Origin of the sequence: Gottfriedia solisilvae (genome assembly GCF_002128405.1) — a bacterium.
In the GTDB taxonomy this organism is placed as follows: Bacteria; Bacillota; Bacilli; order Bacillales; family Bacillaceae_G; genus Gottfriedia; species Gottfriedia solisilvae.
This window is the reverse complement of sequence record NZ_NETJ01000006.1, coordinates 41,896-67,367: the sequence shown is the minus strand read 5'-3', so window position 1 is coordinate 67,367 and position 25,472 is coordinate 41,896. Positions and strand designations below refer to the sequence as shown.

20 protein-coding genes and 3 other annotated features are annotated in these 25,472 nt (G+C 33.2%); of the genes, 8 read left to right on the top strand and 12 right to left on the bottom strand.

All coding sequences use genetic code 11. From position 1 onward, the window contains the following. Positions 1-103: 103 nt before the first annotated feature. Positions 104-1,369 carry a BaiN/RdsA family NAD(P)/FAD-dependent oxidoreductase gene (locus CAB05_RS18330; RefSeq protein ID WP_088003001.1) on the top strand — a complete coding sequence of 422 codons (1,266 nt, stop codon included), beginning with the start codon at positions 104-106 and terminating at the stop codon, positions 1,367-1,369. Between the two features lie 246 nt (positions 1,370-1,615). Here the strand turns inward: CAB05_RS18330 and CAB05_RS18325 are convergent, their stop codons facing one another. From CAB05_RS18325 to CAB05_RS18310, 4 genes are all read right to left on the bottom strand, one after another. Then, on the bottom strand, positions 1,616-1,828 hold the full coding sequence (locus CAB05_RS18325) for a DUF2553 family protein (RefSeq protein ID WP_158093307.1): 213 nt from the start codon (positions 1,826-1,828) through the stop codon (positions 1,616-1,618). A 155-nt stretch (positions 1,829-1,983) separates the two neighbouring features. After that, the gene (locus CAB05_RS18320; RefSeq protein WP_088002571.1) at positions 1,984-2,526 is read right to left on the bottom strand and encodes a GNAT family N-acetyltransferase; all 543 of its coding nucleotides are present in this window, start codon (positions 2,524-2,526) and stop codon (positions 1,984-1,986) included. A 6-nt stretch (positions 2,527-2,532) separates the two neighbouring features. Then, entirely contained in the window at positions 2,533-4,434 is a 1,902-nt protein-coding gene (locus CAB05_RS18315) for an endonuclease MutS2 (protein WP_088002568.1), read from the bottom strand. Between the two features lie 680 nt (positions 4,435-5,114). Then, complete coding sequence (locus tag CAB05_RS18310; RefSeq protein WP_088002565.1) at positions 5,115-5,411, bottom strand: rhodanese-like domain-containing protein; 297 nt, start codon at positions 5,409-5,411, stop codon at positions 5,115-5,117. A 161-nt stretch (positions 5,412-5,572) separates the two neighbouring features. Between CAB05_RS18310 and CAB05_RS18305 the strand changes: the two genes are divergently transcribed. After that, positions 5,573-6,712, top strand: coding sequence for a D-alanyl-D-alanine carboxypeptidase family protein (locus CAB05_RS18305; protein ID WP_088002562.1), 1,140 nt, complete (start codon positions 5,573-5,575; stop codon positions 6,710-6,712). A gap of 71 nt (positions 6,713-6,783) precedes the next feature. Here CAB05_RS18305 and CAB05_RS18300 read toward each other — a convergent pair whose 3' ends face one another. The 4 genes from CAB05_RS18300 to CAB05_RS18285 all read right to left on the bottom strand — a co-directional run bounded on the left by CAB05_RS18300 (position 6,784) and on the right by CAB05_RS18285 (position 14,024). Continuing rightward, the gene (locus CAB05_RS18300) at positions 6,784-7,359 is read right to left on the bottom strand and encodes a YARHG domain-containing protein (protein ID WP_088002559.1); all 576 of its coding nucleotides are present in this window, start codon (positions 7,357-7,359) and stop codon (positions 6,784-6,786) included. A gap of 330 nt (positions 7,360-7,689) precedes the next feature. Next, positions 7,690-9,039: an amino acid permease gene (locus CAB05_RS18295; RefSeq protein WP_088002556.1), complete on the bottom strand. Its 1,350-nt coding sequence runs from the start codon at positions 9,037-9,039 to the stop codon at positions 7,690-7,692. Between the two features lie 108 nt (positions 9,040-9,147). Beyond that, positions 9,148-9,375: a binding site (T-box leader), on the bottom strand. A gap of 55 nt (positions 9,376-9,430) precedes the next feature. Further along, positions 9,431-9,665, bottom strand: a binding site (T-box leader). Positions 9,666-10,038: 373 nt separating this feature from the next. Next, positions 10,039-12,456 (bottom strand): leucine--tRNA ligase, encoded by a 2,418-nt coding sequence (gene leuS, locus CAB05_RS18290; RefSeq protein WP_088002552.1) that lies wholly within the window; start codon positions 12,454-12,456, stop codon positions 10,039-10,041. A gap of 86 nt (positions 12,457-12,542) precedes the next feature. Further along, positions 12,543-12,760 (bottom strand) — a binding site (T-box leader). A gap of 64 nt (positions 12,761-12,824) precedes the next feature. Next, a complete protein-coding gene (locus tag CAB05_RS18285) occupies positions 12,825-14,024 on the bottom strand; it encodes an MDR family MFS transporter (protein WP_088002549.1) in 1,200 nt (399 codons plus the stop codon). Between the two features lie 178 nt (positions 14,025-14,202). On the opposite strand from CAB05_RS18285, the gene CAB05_RS18280 reads away from it, so the two are divergent. Further along, positions 14,203-15,819, top strand: coding sequence for an ABC transporter permease family protein (locus tag CAB05_RS18280; protein WP_088002546.1), 1,617 nt, complete (start codon positions 14,203-14,205; stop codon positions 15,817-15,819). A gap of 57 nt (positions 15,820-15,876) precedes the next feature. On the opposite strand, the gene CAB05_RS18275 is transcribed toward CAB05_RS18280, so the two are convergent. Further along, positions 15,877-16,047 (bottom strand): glycogen biosynthesis protein GlgD, encoded by a 171-nt coding sequence (locus CAB05_RS18275; protein WP_088002998.1) that lies wholly within the window; start codon positions 16,045-16,047, stop codon positions 15,877-15,879. A gap of 42 nt (positions 16,048-16,089) precedes the next feature. Beyond that, positions 16,090-16,353 (bottom strand): DUF2524 family protein, encoded by a 264-nt coding sequence (locus tag CAB05_RS18270; RefSeq protein ID WP_088002995.1) that lies wholly within the window; start codon positions 16,351-16,353, stop codon positions 16,090-16,092. Between the two features lie 202 nt (positions 16,354-16,555). Here CAB05_RS18270 and mnmL point away from each other — a divergent pair, with 202 nt between their 5' ends. The 4 genes from mnmL (at position 16,556) to CAB05_RS18250 (ending at position 22,397) form a co-directional block, all read left to right on the top strand. Further along, positions 16,556-17,518 (top strand): tRNA modification radical SAM protein MnmL/YtqA, encoded by a 963-nt coding sequence (gene mnmL, locus CAB05_RS18265; protein ID WP_088002543.1) that lies wholly within the window; start codon positions 16,556-16,558, stop codon positions 17,516-17,518. After that, positions 17,515-18,090, top strand: a complete 576-nt coding sequence (mnmM, locus tag CAB05_RS18260) for a tRNA 5-(aminomethyl)-2-thiouridylate-methyltransferase MnmM (RefSeq protein WP_088002540.1) — start codon at positions 17,515-17,517, stop codon at positions 18,088-18,090. Before mnmL ends, mnmM begins: the two co-directional genes overlap by 4 nt. Before the next feature lie 121 nt (positions 18,091-18,211). Next, entirely contained in the window at positions 18,212-18,667 is a 456-nt protein-coding gene (locus CAB05_RS18255; RefSeq protein ID WP_088002536.1) for a hypothetical protein, read from the top strand. 610 nt (positions 18,668-19,277) lie between these two features. Next, positions 19,278-22,397: an MMPL family transporter gene (locus CAB05_RS18250; RefSeq protein ID WP_088002533.1), complete on the top strand. Its 3,120-nt coding sequence runs from the start codon at positions 19,278-19,280 to the stop codon at positions 22,395-22,397. Positions 22,398-22,489: 92 nt separating this feature from the next. Here CAB05_RS18250 and CAB05_RS18245 read toward each other — a convergent pair whose 3' ends face one another. Continuing rightward, entirely contained in the window at positions 22,490-22,786 is a 297-nt protein-coding gene (locus CAB05_RS18245) for a DUF3817 domain-containing protein (RefSeq protein ID WP_088002529.1), read from the bottom strand. 402 nt (positions 22,787-23,188) lie between these two features. Between CAB05_RS18245 and CAB05_RS18240 the strand changes: the two genes are divergently transcribed. Continuing rightward, positions 23,189-24,340 (top strand): cation:proton antiporter, encoded by a 1,152-nt coding sequence (locus tag CAB05_RS18240; protein WP_088002526.1) that lies wholly within the window; start codon positions 23,189-23,191, stop codon positions 24,338-24,340. Between the two features lie 14 nt (positions 24,341-24,354). On the opposite strand, the gene tbcS is transcribed toward CAB05_RS18240, so the two are convergent. Continuing rightward, positions 24,355-25,449, bottom strand: a complete 1,095-nt coding sequence (gene tbcS / locus CAB05_RS18235; RefSeq protein WP_088002523.1) for a tetraprenyl-beta-curcumene synthase — start codon at positions 25,447-25,449, stop codon at positions 24,355-24,357. Positions 25,450-25,472 lie beyond the last annotated feature (23 nt).

The window sequence follows — 25,472 nt, the reverse complement described above, 5'->3', positions numbered from 1 at the left end:
ATATTCATATAAAAAGAAAAAATTAAAAATAGGTAAGAAGTTGGAGCTTATTTGAAATAATGTTATGCTTTATGAAACAATTTGTAATGAAAGTAGTGAAAAAATGAACTATGATGTGATTGTAATAGGTGGCGGCACGTCTGGATTAATGGCTGCCATTAGTGCCGCTGAAAAAAAGGCAAAAGTACTTTTGCTTGAAAAAGGAAGTAAACTTGGGCAAAAGCTACTTATTTCAGGTGGTGGGCGTTGTAACGTAACAAATCGCTTACCTGTTGAAGAAGTTATTAAACATATACCTGGAAACGGACGTTTCTTATTTAGTGCGTTTTCAATTTATAATAATGAAGATATCATTCAGTTTTTTGAAAACATGGGAGTTGCGTTAAAAGAAGAAGATCACGGAAGAATGTTCCCTGTTTCTAACGACTCCAAATCTGTTCTTGAAGCATTACTTCAAAAGTTAAAAAAACATCATGTTGATATTCAAATCAATAGAACTGTTAAAGACGTACTATATGAAAATGGTAAAGTTGTAGGGATTTTGTTAAATGATCGTACAGTTATTAACGCGAAAAGTGTAGTTCTTGCAGTAGGAGGGAAATCAGTTCCACACACCGGTTCTACTGGAGATGGTTATGCTTGGGCAAAGAAAGCTGGGCACACAATCACTGAATTATTCCCGACTGAGGTTCCAATTACTTCCTCTGAGGATTTCATTCAACGTAAAACTTTGCAAGGTTTGGCGTTAAGAGATATTGAATTAAGCGTTTTAAATCCGAAAGGTAAAAAAGTAATCTCACATAAGATGGACATGCTTTTCACTCATTTTGGTATTTCTGGTCCGGCAGCTCTACGTTGTAGCCAATTTGTGTATAAAGTGCAACAAAAATTCAATACAAAAAATGTAACAATGGCGATCGATTTATTCCCAGAACAAAATGAAGAAAATTTATTCCAAGAGACAATGAAGATTGTAAAAAATGAACCTAAAAAAGCAATTAAAAACGTTTTAAAAGGTTTAGCACCTGAACGTTACTTACTATTTTTATTAGCAAAAAACGGAATAGAAGAATCATCGCCATGTAATGAAATTAGTACGCTCAAAATTAGAGAGCTTGTCCAATCGTTTAAAGGTTTTTCATTTGTCGTTAATGGTACGCTATCTATTGAAAAAGCATTCGTTACTGGAGGCGGAGTATCAACGAAAGAGGTTCACCCAAAAGAAATGTCTTCGAAATTAATGAATGGTTTATATTTTTGTGGAGAATTATTAGATATTCACGGCTATACTGGTGGGTATAATATCACCGCTGCATTTGTAACTGGTAGACTAGCTGGTGCATCTGCCGCTGAATATGCAACTTTTTAATATATTTATAAACAAAGGACCGAACGAATACCATTTTTTCGTTTGGTCCTATCATTTTTTGAAAAGCATAAGATTTGATCATATCTTCTCTCAATTAATATGACTAAATTATTTTTAGCGTAATACTTCTCTATTTTTTTGTTTATTTTTAATAACTTTACCAGCGATTTTGCGAAATATATCTCATGCTCTTCGTCATATTTATTTGTCTTTAACACAAATTCACCGTCCCTAAATTAAGGTCTTTCAGCGTACATTAGATGGTTCGTGATGCAAATTGATTAATAAATAAAATCTACCGTCCTCTTCGACATAACCTTCTGCCAATTGGAAAGTCTGTTCCATTTCTTTAAAAAAGAATTTCCCAATTAAATATTTAGAGGAATACAATTCTATATATCCATCCTTAAACTTCCCAATCACTTTATCCGTAATATCAACTTTCAATGATTTTGGCAAATCAACCCCCTCCTTTCTAACTATGCAGACCTCAATGAAGAATATATGAGGTATTATTACAATATATGCTGAAACTCCAATTGTTAATCTTTTTAATGAAAAAAAGACAGCCCTTTTTTTAAGGGACTGTCTATTTTTAAATCGATTTACTAACTTTACGAAAGATCCTCTTCAAAAAATGCTTTCGAATATACCACGACACCTTGAACGTTTTTAAGTGCTCTTTCTGTTAATTCTAAAGCCATGAATACATCGTTTGGAACCTCAAAGGGCGCCCTTATATTCCATAAATGTGCTGGCTTAAAACCAAATTTCGGATAATAATCTTTATGCCCTAAAACAATGACTGATTGATACCCTATATCAACTGCCTTTTTTAACGCACAAGAGATTAACATATGACCTATCCCTTTTTTCTGATACATCGGCTCAACAGAAACTGGCGCTAATGCTAAGGAATTTACTATATTTTCATCATTCACTATCGTAATTTTTGATAACAGAACATGCCCAACTATTTCCTGATTCTTTTCAGCTACGATCGAAAGTGCTGGAATAAATGCATCTGATTTTCTAATCCTACTGACAAGTTTATGTTCAGTTTTATCACTAAATGTTTCATTCAAAAATGCTTTTCTAACAACTTCTTCTGTTTCGAGATAATCGTTTTCATGTTCTTGTCTTAAGATAAAATCCATATAACCTCACTCTTTATTCTTTCTTATTTCTTTTTGAATTTTTCGGAGTGCTTTTTTCGAACCACGTTCGATATCATGCTCCATTTTTCTTGTTTTATAGTCAATAAACAATGTGTCCAAATCATATCCTTCTGGATATAATTCTGTCGCTTTTACCTCTAATGAAATCCGCTTATCATTTACTTCTAATAATTCTCCATTAAAATAAACGATAACATTATGGAAATTATCTATTTCTTTATATATTATTCCGAATTGATCGTAGTCTAGTAATTTTACACGATCTCCTTTATGGAAGACGTTCTTCACTTCTACCTTCTCTTTGATGACTTTAGTTTTTCGAAGCTTACTTTCATTCACTCTATCTAAATGGTACGCCTTATTTTCCATATATTCCTTTGCTCTTAGCAGCACTTTTTCTCGTATGTCCATTTTCCTCGAAATCCATAAAGCATTACTTTCCCCGGATTTTCCAATCATTAATTTATATAGTGGCTCCAATGTTTCATTGTTAAATCTCATTGCCGCATTCATAAAATCACTATGCATTTCTGAAAAACGTTTGATTTCACCATAATGAGTGGTCGCAATTGTAATACAGCCCATTTGATAAAACTCTTCTAAAATTGAAATAGCAAGGGCAGCACCTTCATTCGGTTCAGTCCCACTTCCAATCTCATCAAATAGTAAAAGTGTACTATTATTTGAGGCTTTCATGATTTCAGACAGGTTTTTCATATGAGATGAAAATGTGCTTAGCGCATTTTCAATACTTTGATTATCACCAATATCAACAAAGATATTTTCAAATACCGAGATTTCAGTTTCCTTGGCTGCACACACGTGAAAACCTGACATAGCTGCCAATGTGATTAATCCAATAGTTTTTAGTACAATCGTTTTCCCACCAGCATTCGGTCCTGTAATAATTAAACTCCTATAATTTGTTCCGATTTCAAAGTTAAGAGGTACAACATCTCCGGATAAAAGTGGATGTTTACAGTTCAATAATTTAATATATCCATAATCATTTAACTTTGGCTCAATGCCTCCAATATTCTTGCTAAATTTCGCTTTTGCAAACACCATATCATACTGGCTAATCAATTCCATATTAATATTAATGTGATAAATATCCTCTAAAATCATTCCTGATAGAGTAGCTAGAATTTGGTATTCTTCCATTGCCTCTTCAGCTTTTAAAATTGAAAGTTCTCCATTTAATTTAGTAACTGTATTTAATTCCATAAAAACGGTTGATCCTTTGGATGAAGCTTCAACGACAGTTCCTGCTACCTGGTTTTTAAATGAGGCTTTAATTGGAATGGTAAAACGATCATCCTTCTTACTAATAAAGAAATCTTGTATATATTTCTTATTTGTACTACTATTTAAAAATTTATTTAAACGTTCTTTAATTTTCTCCTCAACAGTTTCAATATTACTTCTTATACGTCTTAATTCTTTACTAGCAGCGGAATCAACCATGCTTCCTTTAATTGAAAAATTAATTTCCTCTTCTACTTTTTTAAATTCAGTCATTGAGTTCGCATAAGATGCTAAAACTGGTGCAAAAAAGACTTTTTCAAGCATGAACTTTTTAATTTTCCTGCATCCTCTTAAAAAATCCGAAATGCTAACTAAATCACTTGGATCAAGAATCAAGCCTTTTTCAAGATTTTTGATTAGATTTTCTATATTTGAAACTCCTAAAAATGGTACATGACCTTCTGCATCTAATATTGCCCTTGCTTCCGTTGTCTCATTTAAACGGTTTTTAACTACCTTCATGTTTGAGCTTGGTTCCAATTGATCAATCAATTGTTTTCCTAATCCACTAACACAATAGGATTTAATCATTTCCTTTAAATCATTATATTGTAACTTTTCGTAAGTCATCTTGTTCAATTTCTATTCTCCTCACCATGTCTTTTTTGATCATAAATGAAGATACCTACTCATTAGATTCCAATGAGAATTGTAATTAGTTTTCACCTTTTTAAAAGGACGTTTTCGTATGCACTGTTGCTATAAGAATGCGTTAGTTGATTACAACTACAGGATGCTCCCTTTTTAGTGGGTGAGAGCTACGCCTCCTCGGTGCTATGAAGGGTCTCAGCCTTTCCCGCATCTCTCACAGGAGTCTCGCACTTTCCGTTGTAATCAACTTTTGTCTTTGTAGTTTTAAATCCAAAAAGCAACAATCTTTTAGAAAAGAGCCTTTTAAAATAACTAAAAAAGCTGCGGAGATACCGCAGCTTTCTTTACATTACAAGGTATGTGTAACTACCATTAAAATAAACTAATACAAAAAAGTATAGAGTTATCCTAACATGGTTACACGCTTTATAAAGTATAGTAGGTATCTTCATAGGTATTGAGAAATAATCCATGACAAAATTAAGGGATGATTATGTACAAAAATCCCCTTTATTACATCATGCTTATTTCATTAAATTTTTCCTATTTAGAACCTACCGCACTCACAAAAGCACCTCTATTATTTATTTATAGTGTTTTTCATTGAAATCTAACTAATTGAAATAATCATACTATGTGAAAAATGAAAAGTAAAGTTGAATTAGTTGTTAATCTAATTCACCTTCCCAAGCCATCATTCCACCTTCCATGTTGATTGCTTTATATCCAAGCTCTGTTAAATATTCACACACATTTTCGCTTCTTACTCCAGCTTTACAAATGAAAATATATTCCATTTCCCTATTAAATACATCTAATTTACTTGGTATTTCTCCCATTGGAATATGAATTGCTTCAGGGATTTTCCCATGTTGTACTTCATAATCTTCACGGACATCTACTAAAAAAAGAGTCTCACCTGCTTCTAAGCGATCTTTTACTTCATTTGCAGAAATAGAATTCATTACTCATTCCTCCTTATTATATGACACAATCTTAACAAGTTCTTATTATCTATGCAAAAAAGAATGATTATTTAACAAAATATGTCTGTTTTTAACGATAAACATTATATGTTATACTTTAATAAATTTTGAATAAATCTGTTAATTTCAAGGAGAGAAAAATGAGTAAGAAGTTACTATTGTTTTTTGCAACAATTTTTATCCTGGTAGCAATTCTGCCAATACCCTCCACTCAAGCCTCCATTAAGTCACCTACAGTATATAGTAATAAAGCAATTACCATTGTTGCTGAAACTGGCGAGGTTGTTTATTCCAAAAAAGGAAATTATAGAGATTTCCCTGCGAGTACAACGAAGGTTTTAACTGGATTACTATTATTAGAAAAATTAAAACCAACTGATACAATTACAATGACAAGCAGAAGTTTACAAGAGGAAAGAAGCAATGACCAAATCATTTTTAAATCTGGTGAAAAAATAACTAGAGACGAATCGCTAAAAATATTAATGCTCAATAGTAATAATAATATAGCTTATGCAATTGGTCAGAGAATTAGCGGTAGTGTCTCAAAGTTTGCTGATTTAATGAACAAAAGAGCAAAGGAGCTTGGTGCAACTAACTCTCATTTTGCAAATGCAAGTGGTTTACCAAATTCAACTCACAAAACTACGGCATATGATTTAGCTATGATTACAAGAGAAGCTATTAAACAGCCTCTAATGGTTAAAGCGATGAGCCTAACAAAAACTTACGTAAAAACATCTCGTCAAAAAGTAGTTTTGACAAAATCTAGCCCTATTTACAGTAATCCAAACTTTTTAGCTGCAAAAACTGGCTATACAAAAGCAGCCAAAAATACATTAATCCAAGCAAATAAGAAAAATAATATCACTTTAATTCATGTTGTTCTCCGCTCGGATAAAGATAAATATTCAAATGATATAAAGCTATTAGACCAATATGCTTATAGCAAAGTTAAGAATATTAAACTTGTAGATCATTCAACATGGAAGACGAATGTAACAGTATTAAACCAACGAATTGAAGGAAAAGTACAAACTGACATTGTCATACCTACAGCTTTTTCATCATCAAGCTTTAAAACAAAAATCATTCAAGATCCATTAAATTACGAGAATCTTTTTTCTACTGGAATCTTACCATTGCAAAATTTGGGACGAGTAGAAGTTTATCTAAAAAGTAAAAAAATGAAACAAACAAATTTCGTTTCTTCAAATGGCTATACATTTAACGGAGATGATCTCGTCATACCAGCGAGTACACAAGCTAGTACATATTAGATATAAAAAACAAGACCACTTAGTGGTCTTGTTTTCGTTTGGTTGGATCTTTCAGTTAACTTGGCCTTATTTTAATTCTCTTTAGATTTAATAAAGTTAATATTATATTTTTCAATTTCATTTAAAGCACCATTATAAGTTGGATCTGGATTATACCATGACTTTGTTGAGAAATATTTATTTAAATCACTGGACTTAAAAATATATCCATGTCTCGCATATATTTCATTTCTTGCTAAACTTAACTCATTTGTTGACAGCTTACCAAGTACCTCATCAGTTAATTTCAACGTGTTACTTTCAGGCAAAATATAATCTTTAGAAATTGGCTCCTTGTCAATAACCTTCGTTTGACTATTAGCAGGTTTCTTAGCTTTTTGTTTAGAGTTTTTTTCAGATGTTTCTTCTTTCTTTTCATTTTCCTTAGCCACTTTATCTTTCTCTGTAGAAATACTTTTTTTCGTTGTATTCCCATCCGTCATGATTTTTGGGTATACATAAAAAATGGCCGTAGCTCCTAATATGATAACCCCAGCAATTGTTATGAATATTGATAAATATCTTTGATTCCAATTTCCTTCAACATTTCTTTGTAATTTTCTTTTATCCGCACGACTATTTTCATTTATGTATTTATTTTTAGCCACGTCTTTCACTCCTCTGATCTAAAATTAAATATGTAGACCAAAAACATTATCAACCCTTTTTAACTCATTTCTGTTGATTTAATTAAAGTTTAATAGTTTATTAATACAATTGAAAACTCTATAAAATAAAGATTAATTTTGAAAGAAAAACTTACTTTACCAAAATAATGAGAAGGTTTTGAAAGTCACTTGATACAAAATAAAACCCCTAATGCTTGCTATGGCTGCATTAGAGGTAAGATTAATTCGTAATGTAAAATCTTAGTATCATACAGTTTGCATTAAAAAGAAAAAATAGTTGCCGTAACAACTATTTTTCTTTTATTCTACTTATTTCGTTATTGTAAGTTGCTGATTTTTATCCTTCTTATCTACAATCATTGCGCCAAGTATTAAGAAGATTAATATACCTAAACAAACCATAATACTTATGCGATTTTGTTCACTAAATGCAAATGCAACACAGCTGATGATTAATGCAATTGCTGTAAATGAAGTTATATATGGAAATCCCCATACTTTAAAATGTGGCATTGCAGCATATGTTTTGCGTAATTTTAGTTGTGCTAAACAAATGCTAATCCATACTAACGATACTGTAAATCCAGGGATTGCCATTAAATATCCAAAAACACGATCAGGTGAGAAGTAAGCAACAAAGGTACCGCCAACAAGAATAATTGCACTCAATATAACGCCATATAATGGGACACCGTTCTTAGAAACATGTGAAAATAATTTTGGTGCTTCCCCTTCTGATGCTAAAGAAAACAGCATTCTTGTACATCCATAAATACCAGAGTTTGCTGCAGATAAAACAGCTGTAATTAAAACAAAGTTCATAATATGTGCTGAACCATTAAAACCAACTGTTGATAACACTTGAACAAATGGACTTGCTTGATTACCAATTTCATTCCAAGGGATTAAGCCACAAATGATTAGTATTGGAAGTGTATAGAAAATTACTATTCTCCAAATTACACCTTTAATGACTTTTGGTAAAACTTTGTCAGCATCTTTTGTTTCAGTTAATGTTAATCCAATTAGTTCCGAACCACCGTATGAAAAGATGACGATTAATAGAGCTGAAAATACCCCTGACCAACCGTGTGGGAAGAATCCGTCGTATTGAATATAATTTTGCATATAATTCGTATCATTACTTGGAATGATTCCAAATAATATCCCTGCACCTAAAACAATAAATAAAACAATCATCGTTATTTTAATTCCTGCAAACCAAAATTCAAATTCTCCGTATCGCTTAACATTCATTAAATTAATCGCAACTATGAAAATAGCACTTATAAAGCTTAATGACCATAAAGACATTGATGGGAACCAATACTGTAGAAAGCTCCCAGCAGCAATTACTTCTATAACACATACTACTAACCACATGAAACAGTATAACCAACCGATAACAAATGACACTTTTTTACCAAATGCTTTACGAATAAACCCTTTCATATTTAGCCCCGGGTATGCAATAGCCATCTCCGCAATTGCACTCATAACAACAAGCAGCAATAAACCTGCAAACAAGTAAGAAAAAATAACAGCTGGACCTGCTATTGATACTGTTTCAGAAGTCCCTTTAAAAATCCCTGTACCGATTGCTCCTCCGAGCGCCATTAATCGTATATGACGTGGCAATAAACTTTTCTGTAATTCCATGATAATATCTCCTTCATATCTTATTAATTTATCAATTCTTTCATTTCTTAAATTTAATTTAGTCGATTTTTACTTATTTCAAATAAAAAAATCGCCCCTGTCATTAACGACAGGGACGATTTACACCGTGGTACCACCCTAATTGCAGACTAATCATCTGCCTCTTCATTTGATTAACGATCGATTGACCGTCCTTCCCTTATAAAAGTTACCCTTTATTTCGAAAAAGATGCTCCAGGATTGAAATTCACACTTATTTATATACTGATTCTCACCAACCATCAGCTCTCTGAAACATTGAAATAAGTATTACTAAATTCCTTTCATAGCACGTTCTATATCTAATTGTTTTGTATTCCTGAATAATAAAAAAGCCCCTACTGAATAGATCAGTAGGGACGAAAAATTCGCGGTACCACCCTAGTTGCAGACTATGTATCGGCCTGCCTCTCGACTTTGTTAACGATCATATTTGACCGTTTTTTCCTCTATAAAGATTAGCCTTTATTTCGAAAAAAATGCTCCAGGATTGAAATTCACCCTTATCTATGTACTGATTTGCACCTTCCATCAGCTCTCTAAAACAGTGAGATAAGCACTACTTATATTCCCTTCATTGCTCAATTATTCTATTAACTATTAAGACGTAGCTACGGTCCTTATTAAGTATGTTTTGAATTATAGATGTTACTCTACTATTCTGTCAACAGTTTATTTCGATATAATATTTTTTTATGCGAGAAAGCAGTAAACGCAGTAAACATCAACAGAGAAAAAAGGACTGATCAATTAAGATCAGTCCTCCAGTTTGTAGACAAAGTAGAAAAACTAAGAGATACAGACTGCCTGAAAACGCTTGTCTTTCGAGGCGCAAAGCCGAATGAGGAGCGGAGTTACCTTTGACGGTAATGAGCACCGCAAGCAGGCGAAGCAACGAAGAAAGCGAGCGTTTGGCGGGCAGTCTGAAGGACTGATCAATTAAGATCAGTCCTTTTAATATTAATTAGCTACGATATTTACTAACTTACCAGGAACAGCAATAATTTTTCGTACTGTTTTCCCTTCAACTTGCTCTTTCACAGCCTCATCAGAAAGTGCAATTTGCTCCATTTGTTCGCGAGAAGCATCTTTGGCAACTAGTAATTTTGCTCTTACTTTACCATTGATTTGTACGACGATTTCGATTTCATCTTCTACTAATTTCGCTTCGTCATAAGCTGGCCATGTTGCATATGCGATTGAGTCAGTGTGACCAAGTTTACTCCAAATTTCTTCACCAATATGAGGTGCAACTGGAGCTAACAATTTAATGAATCCTTCTACCATATCTTTTGGTAATTGTTCTGCTTTGTAAGCTTCATTTATGAATACCATCATTTGTGAAATAGCAGTATTGAAACGAAGTCCTTCAAAGTCTTCTGTTACTTTTTTCACTGTTTGGTGATAAGTTTTTTCAAGATTACTTACTGTTATGCCTTCAACAATTTTATCTGAAATTTGTTCGTTATCAGAAACAAATAAACGCCATACACGGTCTAAGAAACGACGTGAACCATCTAATCCATTTTCTGACCAAGCAATCGAAGCATCTAACGGTCCCATAAACATTTCATATAAACGTAATGTATCTGCACCATGACTTGCTACGATATCATCTGGGTTTACGACATTTCCTTTTGATTTAGACATTTTTTCATTATTTTCACCTAAGATCATTCCTTGGTTAAATAGCTTTTGGAAAGGCTCTTTAGTAGGAACTACTCCTAAATCATATAGGAATTTATGCCAGAAACGAGCGTAAAGTAAGTGAAGTACTGCGTGCTCTGCTCCACCGATATAAACATCAACTGGTAACCAGTGTTTTAATAAATCTGCATCTGCAATCGCTTCACTATTTGTAGGATCGATGTAACGTAAGTAATACCAACAGCTTCCACCCCATTGTGGCATTGTATTTGTTTCACGACGTCCTTTTTTACCTGTAACAGGATCAACTACATTTACCCACTCTGTAATATTTGCTAATGGTGATTCTCCAGTTCCACTTGGGCGAATATCTTCAGTTTTTGGTAGAATTAGTGGTAATTCTTCATCAGGAACAACTGTCATTGTACCGTCTTCCCAGAAAATAACTGGAATTGGTTCACCCCAATATCTTTGACGAGAGAACAACCAATCTCTTAAACGATACGTAACTTTTTTCTCTCCAGATTTTGAAGAGTCTAACCACGCTAACATTTTTCCGATTGCATCTTCTTTATTTAAACCATTTAAGAAATCAGAGTTAACATGTTTACCATCGCCAGTGTAAGCTTCTTTTTGAACATCTCCACCTTCAACTACTTCAACGATTGGTAGGTTAAATTTAACTGCAAACTCGTGGTCACGTTCGTCATGTCCAGGTACTGCCATAATTGCACCAGTACCATAGCTTGCAAGTACATAGTCAGCAATCCAAATTGGAAGCTTTTCATTGTTTACAGGATTAACTGCATATGCTCCTGTAAATACGCCAGTTTTATCTTTAGCTAAATCTGTACGCTCTAAATCACTTTTTGATTTGATTGAATCGATATATGCTTCAACTACTTCTTTTTGCTCCGCAGTCGTAATTTTATTTACTAGATCATGTTCAGGAGCTAATACTAAATAGCTTGCACCGAATAAAGTGTCTGGACGAGTAGTAAATACAGTAACTTTTTCATCGTATCCATCAACTTTGAAGTAAACTTCAGCACCTTCAGAACGACCTATCCAGTTACGTTGCATTTCTTTTAAGCTTTCTGGCCAATCAAGTTCTTCTAGATCTTCTAATAGTCTGTCTGCATAAGCAGTTATTTTTAAAATCCATTGTTTCATAGGACGACGTTCAACTGGATGTCCTCCACGTTCACTCTTCCCATCGATAACTTCTTCATTTGCTAAAACTGTTCCAAGTGCTGGACACCAGTTTACCGGAACTTCATCAACATACGCTAATCCTTTTTCAACCATTCTTGAGAAAATCCATTGTGTCCACTTATAGTAACTAGGATCAGTTGTATTTACTTCTCGATCCCAATCATAAGAGAAACCTAGAGCTTGAATTTGATTTCTAAATGTATTGATGTTTTTTTCAGTAAACTCTGCTGGATCATTCCCAGTATCAAGTGCATATTGCTCAGCAGGTAATCCGAATGCATCCCATCCCATTGGATGAAGTACATTATACCCTTGCATTCTTTTCATTCTTGATAAAATATCCGTTGCAGTATAGCCTTCTGGATGACCTACGTGAAGACCCGCACCAGATGGATATGGGAACATATCAAGTGCATAAAATTTTGGCTTGCTTGTATCGTCAGTTGTTTTAAATGTTTTATTATCTAACCAATACGATTGCCATTTTTGTTCAATATTGCGATGATTAAAACTCATATTATTGCCTCCTTTTTAATGATTAAATGGCTCGGCTGGCGGTATCACAGGTATTTTTATAAAAATAAAAAAATCCTCCCGTCCCAAAAAGGGACGAGAGGATTTCCCGCGGTACCACCCAAATTAATGTATAAATACATTCACTTGTTTCCGTAACGTGGAACACGACATTCATTACTTGGTAAAAAACCGTTCACAAATGTGGCTTATGGGCGAGTTCATGAAAAGAAGGGATTGACTTTCACCAGCCGTCAACTCTCTAAACCTCTTCACTTTCATTACTATTCCCAATCATTGCCGATCATTTAGATTTAATTTATACCATTTTATTATAACCAAGGAAAAAGGTCAATTATACATTGCCTATTTTATGAAGCAACAGTTTGTTCTTGTGCATTCATAACCTTTTTTGCAAATTTTTCATACAGTACAGAAAAAATCATACTGATTACTAAGAAGAAAACCAATACAATAAATAATATTTTCATACTAAATGTATCTACTACTGCTCCTCCAAGTAAAGGACCAATCATTCGCCCGACTGTACCAGCGCTATTTACGATTCCTTGATACATTCCTAACTTATCCTTTGGAGCTAGCATATTTGCAATTGTTGGAACTGCTGGCCATACAAACATTTCGCCAATTGTTAAAATAATCATTCCAATCATAAACATTGAAAACTGCTCTGCTGTACTGACGAGAATTGTGGAAGCAATAAAAAATCCAATCCCAAATAACATTTGCTTTCTCATACTTGTAACATATTTTCGAATAATTGTTGATACAATTGGTTGAGCTAAAACAATCAACGCTCCATTTACTGTCCAAAGAAGACTATAATTTGTTAATCCAATTTTCAAGTTAGACATTTCAGAAGCAATTGTCGTCTGCCATTGAACATACACTAGCCAACATAGAACATAAGAACAACAAACAATTAATAAAGCCTTCATTGATGGAGTTAGAGAAAACTTTGGCTTATCTTTCCCTACACTATCCTCTACCTTTTCATCCTTTGTTATTTCCATATTTCTAAAACCAATAGCAGCTACGAAAAAGAAAATAATATATAAGATCAAATTAGCTGTGAAAATATAATTGATATCGAAATCCGCTACGATCCCGCCTAAAGCAGTACCAATTGCAACACCTAAGTTTTGAGCAACATATAGTGCATTAAACGCTTTACGTCCACCCTCTGGCCAAGCAGCCCCGACCATTGCATACATAGATGGAAAGACAATTCCTACACCGAAACCTAATGTGATTAAGAAAAAACTATAAAATGACCAAGAATGATTTATGACTAAACCTAATATTGAAAGAAAAGTAATAATGATCCCTGTTAGAATTGACTTGTATCCCCCAAATTTATCAAAAAGCCAACCGCCGAGCATATTACCAAAAACGCCAGCCAATGAGTTAAACATTAAAATAAGCCCTGCTACTGACAAGGACTTTCCTAAATGTTCATGTATATATATCGCATTGAATGGCCACAAAAAAGAATTTCCTGTTACGTTTAAAATCATACCTATTAATAAAAACCAGAGTTTTTTTGGCATTCTGTACTCCCCTTTAAGCCGACCCTTTTTCTCTATATAACTTATTTATTGTAGAGGAGAAAATGTAACCTTTCAACTAAAAAAACTGGGGAATATTTTTCCTTTTAAAATATACTTAATTCAAGATTTAAAAATTCTGTTAAGATTATAATCAGAATGAAAGAAAAGAGGTCTTAGAATGGCATCATCTTTTAAAATTACTAAATATATTACATTTATTATTTTGACGGTAATCTATTATTTTATCATGCAGTATTTTAATTTATTGCCACATGATACTACGATTAGTTTTATCGGATTTGGCTTAATGAGTATTATTCCATTTGCAGCATTAGCAGTAATGTTATTTACTGATTTTAAAAATTTCACGGCGCAAGTTAGCGTGATCGGAGCAGTTCTAATCACCATTCTCCTATTCATCGTTATCATTGTTTTGAACTCAAGACTTGGTGATGCAAGCGTTTATCGAAATATGATTGGTCAAGTCGATAAAAAAGAATTTGTGAAGGATATGAAGGTTGCTGATTTAGATCAAATTCCAATCGTTGATCATTCATTAGCATTAAACATGGCAGATAAAAAATTAGGTGAAGTTCCATCACTAGGATCACAATCAGACATTAACCGCTTAACACTTCAAGAAGTAAACGGCGTCATGTACTATGTTGGTCCATTAGAGCATACGGGATTCTTTAAGTACTATAAAAATAAAATTGGTACAAAAGGATATTTAATGGTGAATGCCAGTAATCCAGATGATGTAAAATTAGTAACAAATTTGGATGGAAAGAAAATCCATTTACGTTATTTAGATAGTGCCTATTTTGGTGACGATTTAATGAGATATGCATTCCGTCATAATAAAAATACTGGTTTAAAAGACTATACATTTGAAATTGATGATAATGGGAAGCCTTATTGGGTTATTTCAAAATTTGATTATCATAAAATCGGTGGCGCAGAAGAAATTTCAGGTGTCATGGTAATTGATGTTCAAACGGGTAATACAAAAGAGTACTCTTTAAAAAATGCACCAAGTTGGATTGAGCGCATGTACCCTGCTGATACGGCAGTCGAACATTTTGATGATTGGGGAACATTGATTCATGGTTATTTTAATTGGAGTGACAGGGATAAAATTGCAACTACAGAAGGAATTAAAGCAATTACAAACAATGGAAAGATGTATTACTATACAGGCGTTTCATCAGTTGGTAGAGATGAGAGCTTAAGTGGTTTTACGTTAATCGATACAAGAACTGGACACACAACAATCTACAAAATTTCTGGAGCAACTGAAAAGGCAGGCATGACATCTGCAGAAGGTAAAGTCCAACAATTTAGATACAATGCAACCTATCCAACCTTAATTAATATACAAAATGAACCTACTTATTTTATGGCTTTAAAAGACAAAAAAGGCCTTATTAAAATGTATAGTATGGTAAATGTAAGAAACTACAATATTGTAGGTACGGGAAATACCCTCCAATCAACACTAAATAATTATATTGAAGGATTAGCTATGAAAGGATCCTCTGCAAACTTAAAGGATTCTGATATGTATCAAGAGATTGAAGGAAAAGTCAGCCGAATCGGATTAACCTTAAAACAAGGTGAAAGTATTTACGATTTAATGCTTGAGAAAGATGGAAGGATTTTCTCTGTTTCAACAGAAATTTCCCGTGAAATTGCACTTACGAAAATCGGTGACCCAGTAAAGATTTCATTTATCAAAGTTGGTGACACAAGCTATATTTTAGCAAAAACATTTGATAATAAAGCAATTCAATAATAAATAAAAGAAACTGCCTTAATTAGGCAGTTTCTTTTGTTATTTGATGCATGGTAGTTACTGTTTCGATCTTTGCGGCTGACCTTTTTTAGCATTACTTTGTTTTACTTTATCTACTGCTGAAAGTTCTCCAGAGAACTCAGTAATTGTAGCGTTTTTTGTTTTTTGTTCTGGATTATTACTTTTTGAACGGTTCTTTGCCAAATTATAGTTCCTCCCAAGATACATATATTCACGAGTGTATTCTTGCATTTGTTTTTCACCCTCTACTTAGTGCGGAGTTATGATCATTTGATGCTGCAATTGGACTAGTTGTCTGCGTAAACGATTAAACTCGTCTCGATTCTCTTGATTTGCTAATCGCTCTACTTGCTCAAGCTGTTGAATAGCTTGTTCAAGTTGCAACTGTGCGTCTGAGTACTCTATATCATTATAATGTTCCTGTTTCATACCCTCTTCTAATTGTTGTACTGCATAGTCATAGGCTGCTTTTGCCTGCTTCACTTGTTCTTGTCCGAATGCACGATCTGTTATTGGCAAGATATTTCCTCCTTCAGACTTTACAAAGTAATATATATGGGCGGCTTTTGGGCTACCTCAAGGATAGTGTCTCCACAAGCAAGCAAACAAAGTACAAAAATTTGTTTACAATATAGAGAGGTTTTTCCATTTGGTTTTCTAATGAGAGCATGATAAAATCGAGAATAGTGACTTAAATTAAGGGAGGGATGAGGAAATGACAAATAATAATCCTTTTCCATATACAATAGATCATAAAAGATATCATTCGTGGAATTATCATTTAAGACAGCAATTCGGCGAAAAAGTATTTAAAGTTTCCATCGATGCTGGCTTTGATTGCCCAAACAGAGATGGTACTGTTGCGTTCGGTGGTTGTACTTTTTGCAGTGCTTCTGGGTCAGGTGATTTCGCAGGTAACCGTGCGGAAGACGTTGTTACCCAGTTCCATAAAATCAAAGATAGAATGCATGAAAAATGGCAAAATGGAAAGTATTTAGGATATTTCCAAGCCTATACAAATACGCATGCCCCAGTAGAAGTTTTAAAACAAAAATTCGAACCAATCCTAGAACAAGAAGGCGTTGTAGGTTTATCCATTGCAACAAGACCTGATTGCTTACCAGATGACGTTGTGGAATATTTAGCAGATTTAAATAAACGTACGTATTTATGGGTTGAGCTTGGATTACAAACAGTTCATGAAAAAACAGCAAATATTATCAACCGAGCTCATGACTACAAAACTTATGTTGAAGGTGTCGAGAAATTAAGAAAGCATAATATCCGTATTTGTTCACATATTATTAATGGCTTACCTCTTGAAACACCTGAAATGATGATGGAAACTGCTCTTGAAGTAGCAAAACTTGATATTCAAGGAATTAAAATTCATTTACTTCATCTTTTAAAAGGAACAGCTATGATGAAGCAATATGAAAAAGGTCTAGTTGAATTTATGAACTTTGATGATTATATCAAGTTAGTCGTTGACCAATTGGAGATCATCCCAAGTGATGTAATTGTTCATCGAATTACTGGTGACGGCCCACCTGATTTATTAATTGGACCAATGTGGAGCTTAAAAAAATGGGAAGTATTAAATGCGATTGATCGTGAATTTGAGCGTCGTAATAGCTGGCAAGGTAAATTTGCAAAAAATCGAGTGCAATTAACATGATTTTAGAACGAATTCTACCCTATGCTCGAAAACTTCTTCAATTAGCTGTAAAAGAAGGAGATATCGCCATAGATGCAACAATCGGTAATGGTCATGATACAACTTTTTTAGCTAAATTAGTTGGAGAAACCGGACATGTTTATGGATTTGATATCCAAGAGTTAGCGATACTAAATACGACTGAACGTATTCAAAAAGACAATTTGTCTAATCAAGTAACACTCATTCAGAAAAGTCATTCCCATGTACTAAATGAGGTGCCAGATCATTTACACGGAAAAGTAAAGGGCGCAATTTTTAACTTAGGTTATTTACCTGGTAGTGATAAAACAATTGTCACTGTTCCCTCATCAACAATTTCTGCGATTGAACAAATTCTTGAAATACTGGCACCTGAAGGAATAATCGTTGTAGTGATCTATCATGGTCATGAAGGTGGAGAAATTGAAAAAGATGCATTGATGGAATATGTACAAAATATTCCACAGGATCAAGCACATGTATTAACATATCGATTTTTAAACCAAGCAAACAATCCACCTTTTATCGTTGCAATAGAAAAAAGAGGTTAACGTCTTAAACTGTCTAGTTTTATTACTAGACAGTTTTTTTATGTAATATTTATTTTTGGTAAATTTTTCTTAAAATGTTGGGCACTATAAGAAAATAATAATTTGAAAAGGAGTTTTTAGAATGAAAAAATTGATTCTAGCTAGTGCAATGGTAAGTGCTTTAACTTTTGGTACAATTTCAGTAGGTGCACAAGAGGTTGATTGGTCTAAATTCAATCCTAAACATAATGAACCACAACATCATGGACACCCCCATCATCATGACAATAAGCATCATGAACTGTTAAACAAGCATAAAAAAGAAGTTGTTAAGTATATCTCTAATTATGTAAATCAACCAGAAGCAAATGTGAATAAACTTGTAAATGAACAAAAGATTGAAATGAAAAAACTGATCTTTGTAGCTGTTGTTTCTAAACTGTCAAAACAACCAATGGAAAATATTATCGCAGCTAAAAAGGAAAATAAATCATTTAAAGATTTATTGAGTAAATATAATATTGATCATGAACAATTTCATAATGAAATGAAAAGAGTTCATGGAGATCTTTTTACTAGAATTGCACCAAAAAACTAAACATAAAGCATATCTTCAATTTTGTTTTGAAGATATGCTTTTCTTGTAATTTTGAAAAGACTTGATATGCTACCAACAAAAATTAATAAAAGCATCGTAGAAATATTAATTGTTTAACTCCCCCTATATATAACAATCTTCAATATAATTGCCTCGAATTTTTATTTATTTAGCCACTTCATTTAACCAAGTAAACTTTAAGTTTTTTTCGACTTTTTTCGACACAACCCATTAAAACTCAATTATTACTTTAAAATAAAATACCGTAATAATAGTTTGATTGTAATGAAAACGTTTTCTACGCGTAGTCTATTTGCATTATACACAACAAACCCCTTATGACAAATTGATTATCTCTTTTCATTATTTCACAATACGAAAAAATGAACATTAGACAAGCTTCGAGTTGTAAATCGAAATATTTTTTAAAAACTTTGTCTAATTTTTTGTCTAATTTTTAAAATAAGTCTGAATTAAAATGATATACATACAGTCTTTTTGTACAGGTTTTAGCTCTATTTATTTATTTTAAATAAATTCAGAATTTTCAATCTAAAATTCTGTAACTGTACAAAATTTTGTATTAATTAAATTAAACGGAGGTGTATCAATGTCATCATTTTTCGTAAAACGAAAATACTTAGTTGTTGCTATCTGGTTAGTACTTGCGATCGCACTAAGTTTCTTATCCCCTTCCCTATCTTCTTTAGTTGAAGAAAAAGGAACATTAAAGTTACCATTGAGTACGCAAGTTATGAAAGCCGAACAAATTCAACTCGATCATGACATGGATCCGAAGAACAAAAAGAGTTTTGCTATTGTTTTTTACAGTAATGAAACATTATCCGACTCAGATAAAGAGGCTGTAAAAGATGTTGCAAGTAATCTTGAAGATAATAAAGATTCAATTGGTCTTGTTTCTGTATCTAATTCAATTGACGAACCCGCTTTAAAAAATACATTAGAATCTAAAGATGGAAAAGCAATCTTATTATCAGGTACGTTAAATATTAAAGATAAAAATTTAACAACTCTGTACAAAGAATTACAGTCATTGTCAAAAGTTGATGGGCTAGAAAGAATTGTAACAGGTAAGATTTTCGTTGATGAACAAGCTAACTTACAAAACGAAGAAGGGCTAAAAAAAGGGATTATCATTGCTGGTATCCTTGCATTAGTTGCTTCGGTACTGATCACACGTAAACCACTTGTCGTAGTATCTGCTGTTGTTCTAACTTTAGTTAACTATTTAGTAAGCGCTTCAATATATAGCTTATTAGTAGATAATGGTCAACTACCGATTACGAATATTGCCCCACTTGCTTTAGGCTTATTCTCATTTTTACTGAGTATAATTGCTACCTTTAGTTTGTATTATCGTTATGCTGGAATTTTGTCTACCCAAAAATCGAATGAACACTCACTCATTTTTGCATTATCAAATAAACAATATAGTTTACTAGTTTCACATGCAGTTTTTACATTATTAAGTATTGGATTACTAAATACAACATTTCAAATCACAAAATCTTTAAGTGCATTAATTGTTTTAGGTGTCGTATCTTACCTTGCTTCAATCTCATTTTTACCTAGCTTATTTGCTGTATTTGGAAAAACACTCTCTATTCCAAATGGCAAAACAACAGGATTTGTAGGTTGGCAAAAATGGAATAGTTTAGTGGTAAGAAGAGGTGGTATTTTTACTTTAGTAGCTTTAATCATCATTGCTCCGATTGTCGGACTATACCAACAAAAGATTGCTTATAGTACAGTAGATGGTCTTCCAAATGAAGATGCCGCTAAAGGATCAAGATTAGTTGCAAAAGAATTTGGTCAAGGTAAATCTACACCACTGAAACTTGTTATCGAAAATACTGTCCCATGGAATACAGTAACAGGAATGACTACTATCGAAGCGTTATCTCGCAGTCTTTCACAAATGGATGGAGTAGAATCGGTAAGAAGTGCTTCTCGTCCATTTAGCAGTGAATTAGACCCATTGATGCTTGTTACACAAGCTGCTACTTTAAAGGATGGTATTGGTAAAGGAAATGATGGAGTTAATCAAATTCGTGAAGGACTTCAAGGAGCAAAGGATGAATTAGAAAGTTCTTCTCCTAAATTAAAAGAAGCAACTGATGGTATTGATCAATTAGTTACTGGTACAACAAAACTAGAAACAGGTGTTGGTAAATTAGAAGATGGTTTATCACAAATTGAAAATGGTTTAAGAAAAGGTTCTGTTGGTGCTGGTCAGCTACATGACGGCTTAGGAACTGCAAAAGATAGTACAAAGAAATTAATAGCAGGAAGTAAAGAATTATTAACAGGATACAAAACAATTGAGAAGAATTTTAAAACTCTTTATAACGGTGTTAGTGATATTAAAATGAACCTTGCTAAAATCCAAGCCGGTATTCAAGGTTCCCAACAATTAGCTGCAGGTCTAGGTAAAAAGTATCCTGAAATTACTTCAGATACATATTACAAAGAACTACAAGGCACGCTTAAACTGTTAGATGATAGTTTAACAGAATTCATTACAAAAGTAGGTACCGCTGAACACGGAGCGGGATTACTTTTAGCTGGTCTTGAAAAAGCTAATGCAGGTATGGGTCAAGTAGTAGATGGCCAAACAAAATTAGTTGCTGGTTTAGAAAAACTGTACGCTGGTATGGGTGAATTAGAAAATGGTATTGAAAGAGCTGCTGACGGTCAATCATTGGTACTTAAAAATGTTCCTCAAGTTACAAATGGTTTAGGTCAACTAAAGGATGGTCAAGTTCAATTAGGTGATGGTATTGGTCTATTCGTTGATAAAGTTGGAGAACTGAAAGATGGTTTAGGTCAAACTGTCGGTGGGTTAAATCAAATTTATGATGGCTTAAATAGTGCACAAGGCTATTTAGGTGGTTTAACAACAAGCTTTAATCCAAGTTTAACTGGTTGGTACTTACCTGAAGAAGCATTAAGTAAACCAGAATTCCAAAAAATCTTTGATAACTATATGTCAAAAGATTCATTAGTAACAACGCTTGATGTTACATTTGAAACAACTCCAATCTCTACTGAAGGCACTAATTTAGTAGATCAAGCTAGAAAAACTGCTCTTAAATCATTGAAAGATCAAGGCTTAGAAGCCGCTAATTTAGCTTTAGCTGAAGATCCTTCAACAGTATATAGTTTAAAACCAATTATTACTGATGATTTAAAATGGTTAATTACTTATTCATTAATTGCAACTGTTTTATTATTAACGATTGCATATAGAAATATTTTCTATTCTATTATTTCAATTGGTGCAGCGGCGATTGTTTATATCGCTGGTAATGCTTTTGCAGAACAAGTATTTATCCGACATTACGATCAATTAGGTCTGAAATTCCTAGTTCCAATTTTTGCAATCTACTTAGTCTTTGCTCTTGCTTGTACTTTATTAGCTCACTTATATGTTAATTCTTCTACTGACACAGAAGAAAAAGAAGCTTTATTAGCAGGTAATATCGCAAGTATGTTTGCTGTTGGAGTTGTAGGTAGTGCAATTTTTGCAGGATTGTTATTTAGTAGTAGTTACCTATTTGTTCAATCCGCTCTTGCTTCCTTAATTGGATTTATTGGACTTACATTCTTGGTGATCCCTGTTCTATATCCAATTTTCTCGTCTAAATTATTTACAACGAACAAATCACATACTCAAGTAGTGGAGCATAACGTAACCCTTTCAGAATAAGAAAAAAAGGATAGTAATGCAGAAATAATATCTGCTTTACTATCCTTTTCTATTTACATTAAACCGATAAAAAATGTATAAAACCATCTTCATTAACTATATTGTGAACGGCGCAGTTTCGCATCAAGTATAAGATTACCAAAAGGAATAAATGCGACAACAAACGCTGAAATTGCCCACATGAAAGACCATCTAATTTTAAAGGTAACATATGTTATTGTTATGACATATAAAACAAAAAAGAAACCGTGAAGTGAGCCGACTAAAGTCACAATTTCAGGTAAATCTGCGAAGTACTTAAGCGGCATGGCAATAAATAATAATACGAGTAACGATAAGCCCTCTATTAACCCCATCAATCTAAACTTTCCTATTGGTGATTTTAGCATACAATCTCCCCCTGATTGAACCTACTGAAAATACTTATTAACTTTTAAAACAGTCCTATTTTTAACACTACCATAAATCTTCAGTTTATTTTTATTAATATGTGGCAAATTATTTACAAATCTCTTACATACCAACTGTTTATACATTTAACTACTAGGTTCTATCAATCTATTATTTCAAAGGCTATATAATGATTTACGTTAAACCGTCCTATAGCCCTCCTTTCTCTTTTGCAATTCTATCTTGTATTACTATTCAACCTTCGTTTATACTATACATATAATATATTAATTGAATGCAAACCTTGGAGGAGCCTGTCACATTGGGATAAGTATGTCTTTTACTTATCTTAATGTGGCAGGCTCTTTTTACGTACCGAAATTAGATTGGAGGAAACTTTAATGCTTTATGTTCAATTAGCTATCATATTAATCGCTTCTAAATTGGCAGGTGATGTTAGTACAAAATTTGGTCAGCCCGCTGTTTTAGGGAAACTACTAGTTGGGATTCTGATTGGACCAGCAGTACTTGGTCTTGTTACAGAAACTGATACTCTTCATCAAATCAGTGAAATCGGGGTCATCCTTCTTATGTTTATAGCGGGATTAGAGACTGATGTGAAAGAATTTAAAAGATCATGGAAGGCATCAACCTATGTAGGAATTCTAGGAATTTTACTTCCACTTTGTATTGGTTATTTATATGGAATGATGATTCATCTATCTAACTTTGAAGCTATTTTTCTAGGGCTATTACTTTCTGCTACTAGTGTCAGTATCTCAGTTGCCACACTAAAGGAAATGGGGCAATTAAATTCTAAAGAAGGTGCCACAATACTAGGAGCTGCAGTAATAGATGATGTTCTTGTCATTGTTGCTTTGGCCTTTGTTATGAGTTTTAGTGGCGGTGATGTAAATTTATCACTTATGCTATTAAAGAAATTCGCATTTTTTATCATTGCCATTTTAGTAGGTTGGAAAGTCGTTCCTTGGATTTTAGTAAGATTTACAAAATTAAATGTATCTGAAACATTAATTTCAGCTGCATTAATTATTTGCTTTGTCTTTGCTATATTTGCAGAAAAAACTGGGGTAGCTGCCATTATCGGAGCATATATCGCTGGCGTTTCTATCTCAGTTACTGATTTTAAACATGCAGTTGTTCAGAAGGTTGAAACGATATCTTACTCAATATTTGTACCTGTATTTTTTACGTTAATCGGTGTATCAGTTCAGTTTGCTGGAATCACTACTTCAATTCCGATGATCATACTATTAAGTCTAATTGCGATCGCAACGAAACTAATAGGAGGTGCGCTTGGTGCTAAGCTAGCTGGCTTTAATCGTAAAAGTTCTTTAGGAATCGGTTCAGCAATGGTATCCAGAGGTGAAGTTGCTCTGATTATCGCATCAACGGGATTAGCAAACCATTTATTAACTGATAAAATGTTTTCCATCATTGTGATCGTTGTACTCATTACGACAATCATTACACCTCTACTGATGAAAATATTTTTCACAGAAAAAAGCACTGACCTAGAAATTTCTGCATAAAGAAAAGTGAAGCATTACACCGAATGCTTCACTTTTTTACTGTTTGATTTTAGTTCTTTTAATTTAAAGTATAATTTTGCATTTCCGTAGAAAAAGAATGAAGTGAATCCACCGTTTTTAACAATCCCTCTTCTAATCTTTTTCATTTCATCAGGACCTGCCATTTTTTTATCTGCTAAATAAATCCCAAGCAATCCTTGATAAATCATGCGGTGAAAACGATAATCTCTTAAGTTTTTTAATGATTCATCACTTTTCGTTGAAAAATATTCGATTCGATTTAACATGACGTCCTTGGATGGATAATAACTACAGAAGTTTAAATCACCACCATCTTCATCTTCTTTCTGATCGATTACATAATCAAGTAAAATATGTAACCCTTGAACATATGGAAAGTAGCTGTTGTAAACTTGTTCAAATAAATCTTTAGAAATTTTTTCATTAAATGAATACGAAACTAAACAAAAAATACCTAGCGTTGAACCAGCACATGCAGAGAACTCATACCATTCTAAATCTGGAAGATCCGCTTGGTAATTTTCAAACCAATTTGTAAGTCTTGGAACTCGTTCGTCCATCTTAACATGCTTATGTATTTGCAATTTACAGTAATAATCTGCTAATTGTATTAAATAATCTTTAATATCACCGTAATACTGTGACTGTTTCAAGCTTTGATGGCATTTTTCTACTAGCGCATTTAAATAGCCACCATCCTCCTGCTCATCTCTAAATCGATAATATTGTTGCTCTGACTTCTGACAGGTAACGGCATCGATCATCGATTCGTGCAATGCTTCAAAATCCTTAGGGTCAAGTGAAGTACTTCGGTCACATAAATTATCTAAGTAATCACTAATAGTTTGATAGGCAACTATAAATTCAATAATTGGTTGTATGTTTTTTTCAGAAAGTAATGCTAAAATTGCCCCACCCTCACAATGGAACGTTTTTGTATCAATACTCATTAATGCTTGTTTTCTTAGTTCTGGATCTGGAATTCTACTCGCAAATTTTTTCCAATAATCTAATTCTTGGTGCACTAAAGGGAATACATTTTTATAAACCTTTGGCATTAATTGAACTGGATTTTTAGGTAGTGACATTTTTTCACTCCTCCCTATTTTTC